The 15215-nt window shown below is 33.6% G+C and carries 15 protein-coding genes and 1 pseudogene; 14 read left to right on the top strand and 2 right to left on the bottom strand.

Annotation, left to right across the window (positions count from 1 at the left end; all coding sequences use genetic code 11):
- Window positions 1-4: 4 nt before the first annotated feature.
- Window positions 5-241: pseudogene (locus JG553_RS13290) on the top strand (SAR2788 family putative toxin); the annotation flags it as partial.
- Window positions 242-254: 13 nt separating this feature from the next.
- Window positions 255-863, top strand: a complete 609-nt coding sequence (locus JG553_RS08170) for a DUF3885 domain-containing protein (RefSeq protein ID WP_000333465.1) — start codon at window positions 255-257, stop codon at window positions 861-863.
- 92 nt (window positions 864-955) lie between these two features.
- Here the strand turns inward: JG553_RS08170 and JG553_RS08165 are convergent, their stop codons facing one another.
- Window positions 956-1117: a hypothetical protein gene (locus JG553_RS08165; RefSeq protein WP_001791678.1), complete on the bottom strand. Its 162-nt coding sequence runs from the start codon at window positions 1115-1117 to the stop codon at window positions 956-958.
- A gap of 36 nt (window positions 1118-1153) precedes the next feature.
- Window positions 1154-1894, bottom strand: a complete 741-nt coding sequence (locus JG553_RS08160) for an NAD-dependent protein deacylase (protein WP_001549592.1) — start codon at window positions 1892-1894, stop codon at window positions 1154-1156.
- Between the two features lie 241 nt (window positions 1895-2135).
- Here JG553_RS08160 and JG553_RS08155 point away from each other — a divergent pair, with 241 nt between their 5' ends.
- From JG553_RS08155 to JG553_RS08100, 12 genes are all read left to right on the top strand, one after another.
- Window positions 2136-2891 (top strand): DeoR/GlpR family DNA-binding transcription regulator, encoded by a 756-nt coding sequence (locus JG553_RS08155; protein ID WP_001032739.1) that lies wholly within the window; start codon window positions 2136-2138, stop codon window positions 2889-2891.
- Between the two features lie 367 nt (window positions 2892-3258).
- A complete protein-coding gene (lacA, locus tag JG553_RS08150; RefSeq protein ID WP_000974608.1) occupies window positions 3259-3687 on the top strand; it encodes a galactose-6-phosphate isomerase subunit LacA in 429 nt (142 codons plus the stop codon).
- 15 nt (window positions 3688-3702) lie between these two features.
- On the top strand, window positions 3703-4218 hold the full coding sequence (gene lacB, locus JG553_RS08145; protein WP_000684746.1) for a galactose-6-phosphate isomerase subunit LacB: 516 nt from the start codon (window positions 3703-3705) through the stop codon (window positions 4216-4218).
- Window positions 4219-4230: 12 nt separating this feature from the next.
- Entirely contained in the window at window positions 4231-5163 is a 933-nt protein-coding gene (gene lacC / locus JG553_RS08140) for a tagatose-6-phosphate kinase (protein ID WP_000604135.1), read from the top strand.
- Between the two features lie 3 nt (window positions 5164-5166).
- Complete coding sequence (lacD, locus tag JG553_RS08135; protein WP_000047009.1) at window positions 5167-6147, top strand: tagatose-bisphosphate aldolase; 981 nt, start codon at window positions 5167-5169, stop codon at window positions 6145-6147.
- A gap of 21 nt (window positions 6148-6168) precedes the next feature.
- Entirely contained in the window at window positions 6169-6480 is a 312-nt protein-coding gene (locus tag JG553_RS08130) for a PTS lactose/cellobiose transporter subunit IIA (RefSeq protein ID WP_001078309.1), read from the top strand.
- Between the two features lie 5 nt (window positions 6481-6485).
- Window positions 6486-8198 carry a lactose-specific PTS transporter subunit EIIC gene (locus JG553_RS08125; RefSeq protein WP_000983330.1) on the top strand — a complete coding sequence of 571 codons (1713 nt, stop codon included), beginning with the start codon at window positions 6486-6488 and terminating at the stop codon, window positions 8196-8198.
- Between the two features lie 17 nt (window positions 8199-8215).
- Window positions 8216-9628, top strand: coding sequence for a 6-phospho-beta-galactosidase (gene lacG / locus JG553_RS08120; protein ID WP_000169220.1), 1413 nt, complete (start codon window positions 8216-8218; stop codon window positions 9626-9628).
- Window positions 9629-9893: 265 nt separating this feature from the next.
- Window positions 9894-10763: an alpha/beta hydrolase gene (locus JG553_RS08115; RefSeq protein ID WP_000719324.1), complete on the top strand. Its 870-nt coding sequence runs from the start codon at window positions 9894-9896 to the stop codon at window positions 10761-10763.
- Window positions 10764-11045: 282 nt separating this feature from the next.
- Window positions 11046-12047: an NADP-dependent oxidoreductase gene (locus JG553_RS08110; protein WP_001180220.1), complete on the top strand. Its 1002-nt coding sequence runs from the start codon at window positions 11046-11048 to the stop codon at window positions 12045-12047.
- 233 nt (window positions 12048-12280) lie between these two features.
- Window positions 12281-13282, top strand: coding sequence for a zinc-binding alcohol dehydrogenase family protein (locus JG553_RS08105; protein ID WP_000781945.1), 1002 nt, complete (start codon window positions 12281-12283; stop codon window positions 13280-13282).
- A 306-nt stretch (window positions 13283-13588) separates the two neighbouring features.
- Window positions 13589-15151 (top strand): BCCT family transporter, encoded by a 1563-nt coding sequence (locus tag JG553_RS08100; protein ID WP_000792345.1) that lies wholly within the window; start codon window positions 13589-13591, stop codon window positions 15149-15151.
- Window positions 15152-15215: the final 64 nt, after the last annotated feature.

The following is a 15215-nucleotide window of genomic DNA, read 5'->3' as shown; positions in this document are numbered from 1 at the left end:
AAAGACTCATAATATAACCAAAAACATTAATAAAAGTTTGTTAAATGATAAGGGGATGAGTATTGGTGAATTTACTCAAAAGGTTTAAGGGAAAAATCCTACCTGGAGAGATTCAAAAACTAAATGGACTATTTCCAAAAATAAAGGGCAATCACATGGTGGTTCTTATTGGAAGTTAATAAATAACAAAGGAAAAAGAATAGCTTCTTTAACTAAAGAAGGAAAAATCTTAAGGGAATAAGGTGTTGTAAATTATGTGCTTTGATATAAATAATTTGGATATAAAAAAGTTGAATTTTAGAAAGGTAAAAAACGCAATTCATTTAAGTTTAAGTGGCGATAAATACCAGTTTTTGGAGGACGGTAAAACTATCAATAATACTTATTTTTTAGCTGTATATGATAATGCAATAAACATTTTTGAAGATTTGTTTTCGCCTTCTGATTCTATAAATTTGGTTCATGTAGTATATGTTTATAGTGAACCTTATAAGAAAACAAATGTTATAAAAAAATTTACATCGTTAACAATAGATGAATTGTATTACTTTAAAGAATATAAAAAGGAGAAGGATGATAATATTTTGTGCGAGGAGTTTTCATATAAGTGTTCCATAAAAGATATAAAATATAAAAAATTATTAAAAGCTATATCCAATCAAGACTTTAAAGGGTTAGTTCCAAATATCAATCAGAATGATAATTATTCTGAAATATATATAATTAACAATACTAAAAACTTAATATATCATTTATATGATGATAGAGGTCTATGGCTAGCTTTTAATAATAATGAAGATTATGCAAGATATTCTGAAAAATATAATGATTTAATATCGGAATTTGATAATGAAGATATCTAATTTTTTAATATTCGTAGCTTTTATTTTTCTACTTATTTTATGTTTATTTTTAATCTTACAAATGACAAACCATTAAAAGTAGCATCCCAACATCAAACAAAAAAACAATTCATCAAATAAAAATCGCTACAAAACCAAGTCATTAAACACGCAATAATTAAAATTTTCCACTCATTATAATTCTGAATTCCAAATGTCGAATTCCGAAAACCAAACTCCAAATTCCAAAAACGCAACTCCAAAATTAAAAGCATTTCCCTACCATTCGGGAAATGCTTTTTACATACTGATTACTCTGTCATTAATGATTTTACAACGGAAACCATGTCGTCATGTATGACCAAAGTAGCGTCGCTATCATAAGGTGTTCGATCTTTATTGATAATAATTAAATTGTCGCCTTTAAAATGTGATATTAATCCTGCGGCAGGTTGTACAACGAGTGATGAACCTAGTACAACAAGGGTGTCAGCATGTTCAATTTTATTTAATGCCCTTATGATGGTAGGTTGATCTAACATTTCACCGTATAATACGATGTCCGGTCGAATGGCACCACCACAATTATCACAATGTTTCAAAGTTCTATCAATAACATCTGACTTCGTATAAGATTTATGACATACATTACAATAAAAACGATTTAACGTGCCATGTAATTCATCAACATGTTGACTTCCAGCGTCTGAGTGCAAACCATCGATATTTTGCGTGATGACACCTAAAGATTGTTGATTACGTTCTAATTTTGCAATCCAATCATGAACGATATTGGGCATCGTATCGACAAATAGTAAGCGCTTATGGCAGAAATTGATAAAACCTTCAGGATCATCTTCTAAATAATCACGGCTTAACAAGTATTCTGGCGAAAGCCCATCTTTTGAAATTTCATCAAATAAGCCACCCATTGAACGGAAATCTGGAACGCCACTTGCGACAGATACACCAGCACCTGTAAAAAATGTAATACGATTCGAACTATCTATAATATGTTTTAGTGTCTCTAAATCATGTTTCAAGTTAAACACCCCATCAAAATAATGAATGATTTATAACGTCTTTTACTTTTATTATAGTATATTCATTTTACGATTATCAAAAGCGCAGTTTAAACAGTTCTTTTTAAAAATGAATTATACATATAATCGAACAGTTAAATTATATTAGTTTTTACGCAATTTTTATTATAGAATAAGCATGTATATTAAAATTGATGTCTAAACATAAAGGATAATGACCCATCGCCTAAATAAAGGAGGCAATTTTACATTGAATAAACATGAACGTTTGGACGAAATTGCTAAACTAGTGAATAAAAAGGGCACGATAAGAACGAATGAAATCGTCGAAGGTTTAAATGTGTCTGATATGACAGTTCGAAGAGATTTAATTGAATTGGAAAATAAAGGGATTTTAACGAAGATTCATGGTGGTGCACGCAGTAATTCAACATTTCAGTATAAAGAAATATCGCATAAAGAAAAACATACCCGTCAAATTGCAGAAAAACGATTTATAGCTAAAAAAGCTGCATCATTAATTGAAGATGGGGATACTTTGTTTTTCGGACCAGGAACAACAGTGGAACTATTAGCAGAAGAAGTCAATCATCATACGCTCACAATTATTACGAATTGTTTGCCGGTGTATAAAATTTTGTTAGAAAAACAAACAGCACATTTTCGTGTCTATTTAATTGGTGGTGAAATGCGCCATATTACAGAAGCATTTGTAGGTGAAATGGCGAACGCCATGTTGGAAAAACTAAGATTTAGCAAGATGTTCTTTAGTAGTAACGCAGTAAATAAAGGTGCTGTGATGACATCTACATTAGATGAAGCCTATACGCAACAACTGGCACTAAGTAATTCAATTGAAAAATACTTGTTAATCGATCATACGAAAGTTGGCAAAGAAGATTTTACATCATTTTGTCAGTTAAACGAATTGACTGCAGTGGTCATGGACTATGAAGATGAAGAAAAAGTAGAAACGATTAAAACATATATTGAAGTAGTCGACTAAATTAAAAGTATAACTGCATTGTTAAAATATGTATCTATATGCTCATAAGTGAATGTGAATTTGCATTCATTTATGGGCTATTTTTTATGCAAATTTATGTCAACGGGAACCTCGACAAAGTTTTACTACAATTTCAGACGAATACCTAATTAAAACAACACCACAATATGAATGTTCACTTATTGTTTGAAAATACGTCATAAACAAACATATTATAAACATATTATGTTGATTTATTGTTTGTTTATGTTTATAATTTAAACGTAATCAAATTGAAAGCCTTTTCTCAAGATTTTCATAACCTACAAATAAATATGTCACATTTTAAGAAAGGTATTTCAAAATTAAAGTAAAAAGGAGTCTTATTATGGCGATTATTATTGGTTCAGATGAAGCTGGCAAACGATTAAAAGAAGTCATCAAATCATACTTATTAGACAATAAATATGATGTTGTTGACGTAACAGAAGGACAGGAAGTTGACTTTGTTGATGCAACTTTGGCTGTAGCAAAAGATGTTCAAAGTCAAGAAGGTAACTTAGGTATTGTTATCGATGCATTTGGTGCAGGTAGCTTTATGGTTGCTACAAAAATCAAAGGCATGATTGCTGCTGAAGTATCAGATGAACGCTCTGGATATATGACTAGAGGCCATAACAATTCAAGAATGATCACTATGGGATCTGAAATTGTTGGAGACACATTAGCGAAAAATGTCGTTAAAGGTTTTGTTGAAGGTAAATACGATGGTGGTAGACACCAAATCCGCGTAGATATGCTTAATAAAATGTGCTAAGGAGGAAAAATTACTATGAAGATTGCATTAGGATGCGACCATATTGTTACAGATACAAAAATGCGTGTATCTGAATTTTTAAAATCAAAAGGACATGAAGTCATTGACGTAGGAACATACGATTTCACAAGAACACATTATCCAATTTTTGGTAAAAAAGTTGGCGAACAAGTTGTTAGCGGTAATGCAGACTTAGGTGTTTGTATTTGTGGAACAGGTGTTGGTATTAACAATGCTGTAAATAAAGTACCTGGCGTTCGTTCAGCACTAGTACGTGATATGACATCAGCGTTATACGCTAAAGAAGAATTAAATGCGAACGTTATTGGCTTCGGTGGACGTATTATAGGTGAGTTATTAATGTGCGATATTATCGATGCATTTATTAATGCTGAATATAAACCAACTGAAGAGAACAAAAAATTAATCGCTAAAATTAAACATTTAGAAACAAGCAATGCAGATCAAGCTGATCCACATTTCTTTGATGAATTCTTAGAAAAATGGGACAGAGGCGAATACCACGATTAAGGGACGACACATATGATTTTAACTTTAACATTAAATCCATCCGTTGATATTTCATACCCATTAACAGCATTGAAATTAGATGATGTTAATCGTGTTCAAGAAGTAAGTAAAACAGCTGGTGGTAAAGGTTTAAATGTAACAAGAGTACTTGCGCAAGTAGGTGAGCCAGTCCTTGCGAGTGGTTTTATTGGCGGTGAATTAGGTCAATTTATTGCTAAAAAATTAGATCATGCCGACATCAAGCATGCATTTTATAACATTAAGGGTGAAACACGAAACTGCATTGCAATTTTACATGAAGGGCAACAAACAGAAATTTTAGAGCAGGGACCGGAGATTGATAATCAAGAGGCTGCAGGATTTATTAAACATTTTGAACAATTATTAGAAAAAGTTGAAGCAGTTGCTATTTCAGGTAGCTTACCTAAAGGATTAAATCAAGATTATTATGCACAAATCATTGAACGATGCCAAAACAAAGGTGTGCCTGTGATATTAGATTGCTCGGGTGCAACTTTGCAAACAGTTTTGGAAAATCCATACAAACCTACAGTCATTAAACCAAACATTTCTGAACTATATCAATTGCTTAACCAGCCACTTGATGAAAGTTTAGAAAGTTTGAAACAGGCAGTGTCACAACCCTTATTCGAAGGGATTGAGTGGATTATTGTGTCTTTAGGTGCACAAGGTGCATTCGCTAAGCACAATCATACATTCTATAGAGTGAATATTCCGACAATAAGTGTATTAAATCCGGTTGGTTCAGGTGATTCTACAGTTGCTGGAATTACTTCAGCAATTCTTAATCATGAAAACGACCACGATTTACTAAAAAAAGCCAATACTTTAGGCATGCTGAATGCACAAGAAGCACAAACAGGTTATGTCAATTTAAATAATTATGATGATTTATTCAATCAAATTGAAGTTTTAGAGGTGTAAAAAATGTCAAAATCGAATCAAAAAATCGCATCAATTGAACAATTAAGTAACAACGAAGGTATCATTTCTGCATTAGCATTTGACCAACGTGGTGCTTTAAAACGCATGATGGCAAAACATCAAACTGAAGAACCAACTGTAGCTCAAATTGAACAATTAAAAGTATTAGTTGCGGAAGAATTAACACAATATGCATCTTCAATTTTATTAGATCCTGAATATGGTTTACCAGCTTCAGATGCACGTAACAAAGATTGTGGATTATTACTTGCTTATGAAAAAACTGGATATGACGTAAACGCTAAAGGTCGTTTACCTGACTGTTTAGTAGAGTGGTCTGCAAAACGTTTAAAAGAACAAGGCGCAAATGCTGTTAAATTCTTACTTTACTATGATGTTGATGATGCTGAAGAAATTAACATTCAAAAGAAAGCATACATTGAAAGAATCGGTTCAGAATGTGTTGCAGAAGATATTCCATTCTTTTTAGAAGTATTAACATACGATGACAACATTCCTGATAACGGTAGTGTTGAATTCGCAAAAGTTAAGCCTAGAAAGGTTAACGAAGCAATGAAATTATTCTCAGAACCACGCTTTAACGTTGATGTATTGAAAGTTGAAGTACCAGTAAACATGAAATATGTAGAAGGCTTTGCTGAAGGTGAAGTGGTTTATACAAAAGAGGAAGCGGCACAACACTTTAAAGATCAAGATGCAGCAACTCATTTACCATACATTTACTTAAGTGCTGGTGTTTCTGCGGAATTATTCCAAGAAACTTTAAAATTTGCTCACGAAGCTGGTGCTAAATTCAACGGGGTACTTTGTGGCCGTGCTACATGGTCTGGTGCTGTTCAAGTATACATTGAACAAGGTGAAGATGCTGCTCGTGAATGGTTACGTACAACTGGTTTCAAAAATATTGATGACTTAAATAAAGTATTAAAAGATACTGCGACATCTTGGAAACAAAGAAAATAAGTTTAAAAGGGGATTAATGCTATGAATAGAGAAGAAGTCCAATTATTAGGTTTTGAAATTGTTGCATTTGCAGGGGATGCACGTTCTAAGTTTTTAGAAGCATTAACAGCAGCTCAAGCTGGAGATTTTGCAAAAGCAGATGCACTGATTGAAGAAGGAAACAATTGCATTGCGGAAGCGCATAGAGCACAAACAAGCCTGTTGGCTAAAGAAGCGCAAGGTGATGATATTGCATACAGTGTAACGATGATGCATGGTCAAGATCATTTAATGACAACAATTTTACTGAAAGATTTAATGAAGCATTTATTAGAATTTTATAAAAGAGGGTGATGACAATGATGCAAAAATTGATCGCACAAATTGAAAAAGGGAAGCCATTTTTCGAGAAATTATCACGTAACATATATTTAAGAGCCATCCGTGATGGATTTATTTCTGCAATGCCTGTCATCTTATTCTCAAGTATCTTTCTATTAATTGCATATGTGCCAAATATATTTGGTTTTAAATGGGATAAAGGCATGGAAGCCATTTTAATGAAACCATATAACTATACGATGGGGCTTGTAGCATTTTTAGTAGCAGGAACGACAGCGAAATCTTTAACAGATTCATTTAACCGTAAGCTAGAAAGTACAAATCAAATTAACTTTATTTCTACAATGCTAGCAGCGATGTGTGGATTCTTGTTCTTAGCTTCTGATCCAGCCAAAGATGGTGGATTCTTAAGTGCATTTATGGGAACTAAAGGTTTATTAACAGCATTCTTATCAGCATTTGTAACTGTTATTGTTTATAACTTCTGTGTGAAGCGCAATATTACAATTAAAATGCCGAAAGAAGTACCGCCGAATATTTCACAAGTATTTAAGGACTTAATTCCATTTTCAGCGGTAATCATCATTCTTTATGCATTAGATTTAGTCATTCGCAACAGCTTTAAATCAAATGTAGCGGAAGGTATTTTAAAATTATTCGAACCATTATTTACAGCAGCAGATGGATGGATTGGTGTCACAATTATCTTTGGTGCCTTTGCATTATTCTGGTTTGTAGGTATTCATGGTCCGTCAATTGTAGAGCCAGCAATTGCAGCCATTACATATGCGAATATCGAAGCGAACTTCAAGTTGCTTCAAGCTGGAGAACACGCAGATAAAATTATTACATCAGGTACACAAATGTTTATCGTTACATTTGGAGGTACGGGTGCAACATTGGTCGTCCCGTTCATGTTTATGTGGATGACGAAATCTAAACGAAACAAAGCGATTGGACGTGCATCAGTTGTACCAACATTCTTTGGTGTAAACGAACCAATTTTATTTGGTGCACCACTAGTATTGAATCCTGTGTTCTTTATTCCATTTGTATTAGCACCAATTGTTAACGTATGGATTTTCAAACTTTTCGTTGAAGTGTTAGGAATGAATAGTTTTAGTGTGAATTTACCTTGGACAACACCAGGTCCATTGGGCATTATCATGGGTACAGGTTTTGGTTTATGGTCATTCGTACTAGCTATTACTTTGATTGTTGTAGATATTATTATTTACTACCCATTCCTAAAAGTTTATGATAGTGAAATTCTTGATGAAGAAGAAGGACGTAAAGAAAGTAATTCAGATTTAAAAGAAAAAGTTGCAGCAAACTTTGATACGAAAAAAGCTGATTCAATTTTAGCGGCAAGTGGTGTATCAGACGATGCAGCTAAAGCTTCAAATATCACAGAACAAACAAATGTCTTAGTACTTTGTGCCGGTGGTGGTACAAGTGGATTATTAGCCAATGCACTTAATAAAGCAGCTGAAGAATATCATGTGCCAGTGAAAGCGGCAGCTGGCGGATATGGCGCACATATGGACATTATGAAAGAGTACCAATTAATCATTTTAGCGCCACAAGTTGCGTCTAACTATGAAGATATTAAGCAAGATACAGATAGATTAGGTATTAAATTAGCGAAGACTCAAGGTGCTGAATATATCAAATTGACACGAGATGGCCAAGCAGCCCTTGATTTCGTTCAACAACAATTTGAAAATTAAGAATAGGAGTTTTTCATATGACTAAAACATTACCTGAAGATTTTATTTTTGGTGGAGCAACAGCAGCATATCAAGCAGAAGGTGCGACAAATACGGATGGTAAAGGTCGCGTAGCATGGGATACGTATTTAGAAGAAAACTATTGGTACACTGCAGAACCAGCGAGTGATTTTTATAACAGATATCCAGTGGATTTAGAATTAAGTGAAAAATTCGGTGTTAATGGTATCCGAATTTCAATTGCATGGTCTCGTATCTTCCCAAATGGATATGGCGAAGTTAACCCTAAAGGTGTTGAGTATTACCATAAGTTATTTGCAGAGTGTCATAAACGTCATGTTGAACCATTTGTAACATTGCATCATTTTGATACACCAGAAGTGTTACACAAAGATGGCGATTTTCTAAATCGTAAAACGATTGACTACTTTGTAGATTATGCTGAATATTGTTTTAAAGAATTCCCAGAAGTAAAATATTGGACTACATTCAATGAAATTGGACCTATTGGTGATGGTCAATATTTAGTAGGTAAATTCCCTCCAGGTATTAAATATGATTTTGAAAAAGTATTCCAATCACATCATAACATGATGGTGGCTCATGCTAGAGCAGTAAAATTATTTAAAGATGGCGGATACAAAGGAGAAATTGGTGTTGTACACGCATTGCCAACAAAATATCCGTTCGATCCATCAAATCCTGAAGATGTTCGTGCAGCAGAATTAGAAGATATCATCCATAATAAATTCATCTTAGATGCAACATATTTAGGTAAGTATTCTCGTGAAACGATGGAAGGTGTGCAACATATCTTATCTGTTAATGGCGGTAAATTAAACATTACAGATGAAGATTATGCCATTTTAGATGCAGCCAAAGATTTAAACGACTTCTTAGGTATCAATTACTACATGAGTGATTGGATGAGAGGTTACGATGGAGAATCTGAAATCACGCATAATGCGACAGGTGATAAAGGCGGTTCTAAATACCAACTTAAAGGTGTCGGACAACGTGAATTTGATGTCGACGTACCTCGCACAGACTGGGACTGGATGATCTATCCTCAAGGTTTATATGATCAAATCATGCGTGTTGTTAAAGATTATCCTAACTATCATAAGATTTATATCACTGAAAATGGTTTAGGATATAAAGATGAATTTATTGAATCTGAAAAAACAGTTCATGATGATGCACGTATTGATTATGTAAGACAACATTTGAACGTTATTGCAGATGCTATTATAGATGGTGCAAATGTTAAAGGTTACTTTATTTGGTCATTAATGGATGTGTTCTCTTGGTCAAATGGTTATGAAAAACGATATGGTTTATTCTATGTCGATTTTGAGACTCAAGAACGTTATCCTAAGAAAAGTGCTTATTGGTACAAAGAGTTAGCCGAAACAAAAGAAATTAAATAATTATAGATATTAAAAGGCCTATCAGTCGAGTGCTGGTAGGTCTTTATTTATAGAAAGAGATAAATTAAACATGCATATACATATTTATATATTAATCAATGGGTGACACACCATTGAAAGCTAAAGAAGCAATCAATTAACAAACGTTAACGGACAACTTTCCAAAGTCATCTTAAAAGTTAATGATGTATTCAAAATCAACTAAAGGACATTTTTAATCACATCCTTTATACTTATATAAAAGACATGAATGGGAGTTAAAAGTGTGAAGAAAATTTTTGTAATTATTACGACATTGTTAGCGGTCGCTATTATTATAGGCTCTATTATTATGGTGGTGTTTAGTCAACGACAGGCACAAACATTTAAAATACAACAACAGCAATTTGTTAAAAAGCCAATTCCAACATTGTTCTTACATGGATTTGGTGGTAGTGCCAATTCTGAAAAGTTTATGGTGAAGCAAGCAGAAAAAAGAGGGGTAACTAAAGATATCATCACTGCTTACGTTTCAAAGGATGGTGCAGTGACATTTAAAGGGAAACTAAGAAAAGATGCAGTGAATCCTATTGTGAAAATTGAACTTGAAAATAACAGACAAGGCTATTTGGATAAGAATGCTGCGTGGTTTAAAAATGTACTGACTAAGTTACAATCTGAATACAATTTCGATAAATTCAACTTTGTCGGTCACTCAATGGGGAACTTAACATTTGCACAATATATGATGACATATGGTAACGACAAGTCACTGCCACAGTTAAACAAACAAGTGAATATTGCAGGGACATTTAATGGTGTTTTAAATATGAATGAAGATGTCAATGAAATTACAGTTGATAAAGATGGTAAACCAAGTCGAATGAATCAACCTTATCAGCAATTACGCGTGCTAAAAGATATTTATAAAGGTAAAGGTATCGAAGTGCTAAATATTTATGGGGATTTGAAAGATGGTACACATTCAGACGGCAGAGTGTCTAATAGTTCTTCGAAATCATTAAAATATTTACTGGGAAATAGTCCGAAAAGTTATCGAGAATCTAAATATGAAGGTGAGCCTGCACAACATAGTCAGCTTCATGAGAATGAAAATGTTGCTAATGAGTTAATCGACTTCTTATGGAAAAAATAAAGCAACTGCTAGTTTTTCTGGGGCAAAAAAGCTTGTAATATTAGAGCTTTTCAAAAATTATCTATTGTTTGAGAGTTTCCATAAAATGTCTAAGTCGTAACATTTTAAATTTATGATTATAGCAAATATAATGTGGTTGAAGTTACATGAATGAATCAGTGCTTAAGTCAAAATATAACAACTAAGAATGTATTTGCATACAGACATCACGAAGACACAATTCAAACTTAACGCTTAAGTAACAAATAAGTAAAAGTTTCAAATAAAGAAAGGTGATTAATGATGCAAAATAAACAAATTCTTTTTAACAAAATACCAGAAGGCATGCCTCAAGAGGATACATTCAAAATTGAAGAGATTGACACGCCTAAACTTGAGAGCGATGGTGTACTTGTACAAACGCTGTATATTTCAGTGGATCCATATATGAGAGGACGTATGACTAAGGCAGATTCGTATGTACAGCCTTTTGAAATTGGTAAACCGATTGTTAGCCATGTCGTTGCAAAAGTAATTGATTCGACACTCGCAGATTATAAAAAAGGAGATGTCGTTGTAGGTATGTTGCCTTGGCGAATCATTAATCATGTCCAAGCGGATCAAATTACTAAAGTTCCAACGACAGATGTACCACTTGATTTATATTTAAGTGTTTTAGGAATGCCAGGACAAACAGCATATCATGGTCTGCTTGATATTGGACAACCTAAAGCCGGTGATACTGTTGTGGTTTCAGCTGCATCTGGTGCTGTAGGTTCAGTTGTAGGTCAAATTGCTAAGATTAAAGGTTGCCGTGTAGTAGGTATTGCGGGTGGCGACAAAAAAGTAAATTATTTAACAGAGACACTGGACTTTGACGCTGGTATTGATTATAAGAAAGAGGATTTTGCAGAAGCGTTAGCACAAGCAGTACCAGATGGTATTGATGTTTATTTTGAAAATGTTGGTGGAACAGTTGGCGATGAAGTATTTAAGCATTTAAATCGTTTTGCACGTGTACCAGTATGTGGCGCAATTTCGTCATATAATCATCCTGAAGCCGATATCGGACCACGTATTCAAGGTACGCTTATTAAGAAGCAAGTAATGATGAGAGGCTTCTTGGTAAGTGAATTCGCTAATGCTTTTAAAGAAGCTAGTGAACAGCTTGCAACATGGGTTCAAGAAGGTAAAATTCAGTCACAAGTAACCATTGAAGATGGTTTTGAAAATGCGCCACATGCATTTAAAAATTTATTTACTGGCGATAACTTTGGTAAACAAGTTATTAAAGTAACGGAATAATAAAGTATACGTTTTAACAAACTAACTTTGTTAATTGACCAAAATTTAATAATTTTTTATCTAAAGTAAATTTGTTCAGCAACATGGTAGAAATAAGTCTAAAATTTAATACGAAAGTCGTCTGTAATTATTTATATATTCAAATGAAAAAGGAGTCATGATGCTGCGATATAAGCACACATGGCTTCTATTTTGTATAATAAGAAATAAGTTCATAAATGAGGTGAAACGATATGAAAATGATAGGATTTGAGAAGCCCTTTAAATTGGAAGAAGGAAATTTATTTAAAGTATACGAACAAAGAAAGCCAACGCCAGAAAACGATGATATCTTAGTCAAAGTAAATAGCATTAGTGTAAATCCTGTAGATACAAAGCAACGACAAATGGAAGTCACTCAAGCACCTCGTGTACTTGGGTTTGATGCTATTGGTACTGTTGAAGCTATCGGACCAGACGTTACATTATTTAGTCCGGGTGACGTTGTATTTTATGCTGGATCGCCAAATAGACAAGGATCAAATGCGACATATCAATTGGTGTCAGAAGCTATAGTTGCAAAAGCACCACACAACATAAGTGCTAATGAAGCGGTTAGTCTACCGCTAACTGGTATTACGGCATATGAAACGTTTTTTGATACATTTAAAATTTCTACGAATCCTGCTGAAAACGAAGGGAAGTCTGTCTTAATCATTAATGGTGCCGGTGGTGTAGGCAGTATAGCCACTCAAATTGCTAAACGGTATGGTTTAACTGTCATTACAACAGCATCACGACAAGAAACAACAGAGTGGTGTGAAAAGATGGGCGCAGATATCGTATTGAATCATAAAGAGGATTTAGTGCGTCAATTTAAAGAAATTCCATTAGTAGATTATATATTTTGCACCTATAATACAGACTTGTATTACAATACTATGATTGAACTGATAAAACCATTAGGGCATATTACGACTATCGTAGCTTTTAATGAAGATCAAGATTTAAATGCATTAAAATTAAAAAGTATAACATTTACACATGAATTTATGTTTGCGCGTCCAATTCATCGAACGCCTGATATGATTAAACAACATGAGTATTTAGAAGATATTACGAAAAATATAGAATCAGGGCATTACCAACCAACAACGACACAAGTTTTTGAAGGTTTATCACCTGAAAACTTATATCAAGCACATCAATTGTTGGAAAAACAATCAATGATTGGAAAATTAGTAATTAATATATAGATTAGTAAGTAAAGTCGCCTTATGCAGAAAATACTGTATAGGCGACTTATTTTTTGTGTCTAGCGACTATTGATTCTAAACGGAAATATGGCAACTTTGCAGGTATCAAATCAATAATGCACTAGAAAGGCATTACTTAAATACAATAAAATACTTTGTTGCTCAATGATAAATAATTTGAGTGTGTTTTATATATCATTTTTAAAAGATGAGGCATTATTAATTGTGTCTATATAAAATTACAAATGATTAAAATGTTGCAGTTATGGGTATGAACTTACCATTACACAGAAAGGGTTTGTATTTATGAAAAATAAATCAGTAAGTCTAGTGTTTTGGGTATCTTTAGTGATATGTACGATATTTGTTGCTTTTGGAGCAATATTTCCGAAACAGTTAGAAAAACTCACGCAAAACATTACTACATTTATTGCGCTACATTTTTCTTGGTATTATTTATTGCTCGTTTTAGTTATTTTATTTGTCTGTGTGTATATTTTATTTTCGAGATACGCAAACATTACATTAGGTGAAGAAGGCGAAGATCCTGAATTCTCATTGCCGTCTTGGTTTGCTATGTTATTTAGTGCTGGTATGGGAATAGGACTTGTGTTCTGGACAACGGCAGAACCAATCAGTCATGCCTTCAAATTAACGCCTATTCATAAAGCTGGCACGCAATCTGCAATTAATGATGCAATGCAGTTTTCATTTTTCCATTGGGGGATTCATGCATGGGCAGTCTATGGTATTGTCGCGCTAGTGTTTGCATATTTTAGCTTTCATAAAGGATATCCTGGCTTAGTCAGCGCTACATTGACGCCTTTATTAGGTGAAAAGGCAATGCGTGGACCTTTAGGTGGTGCCATTGATGTATTGGCAGTCATAGCTACAGTAACAGGCGTTGCTGCAACATTAGGTTTCGGTGCATTGCAAATAAACGAAGGTTTACATTTTTTATTTAATGTACCGAGTAACTTCACGATGCAAGTAATCTTGATTGTCATTGCAACCATATTATTTACTTGGTCAGCATGGTCAGGTATCGATAAAGGTATCAAAACGTTGAGTAATATCAACATGTTACTTGCTTTTGTAGTACTTATTGGTCTTTTTATTGTTGGGCCAACGCTATACATTTTAAATACATTTACGAATGGTCTAGGTAATTATATTGCAAATTTCTTTAGTATGAGTTTACGCATTCCGACAGGTGGTCAAAAATTCCAATGGTTACAAAATTGGACAATCTTTTACTGGGCATGGTGGATATCTTGGGCACCATTTGTAGGTATATTTATTGCACGTGTGTCAAAAGGACGTACGATTAAAGAATTTATTCTAGGTGTACTTTTTGTCCCGGCGTTAGTTTGCTTTATATTCTTTGCGGTATTCGGCGCGTCAGCAATTTACTTACAAGATAATCATATTGCCGATATTGCTAAAGCTGCGACAGAAACAGCAACTTTTGCGACGCTACAACATTATCCGCTAGGTTTTGTATTAAGCTTAATTACTTTACTTGTTATTATGATTTTCTTTGTTACATCAGCGGATTCGGCAACTTATGTTTTAGGTATGTTGAGTTCAAGTGGTGATATTAATCCGAAGTCATTTGTCAAAGTGAGTTGGGGTATCATTATGGCATTATTTGCAATCATCATGATTTACACAGGTGGTACTCAAGCAATTCAAAATTTATTAATCATTGCTGCGTTACCATTTTCCGTGGTCATTATAGCGATGATATGGTCGCTTATAAAATCTTTGAGTGAGGAGAAACCGAGAAATAGTAATAAGGTTTTAATTAAACATCGTGACCCAGATATTTTAGAATATCGTTCTTCAAAACATATTGACGAAAATTAATTAATAATGAGGTTTTATTTACAAAAACTAGGGAATATATTACTAAATGGTACTTCATCTTATA

Source organism: Staphylococcus sp. T93 (genome assembly GCF_016743875.1).
Classification (GTDB): domain Bacteria; phylum Bacillota; class Bacilli; order Staphylococcales; family Staphylococcaceae; genus Staphylococcus; species Staphylococcus aureus.
The sequence above is the reverse complement of the archived record's forward strand: the minus strand, read 5'-3'. Positions and strand labels throughout refer to the sequence as shown.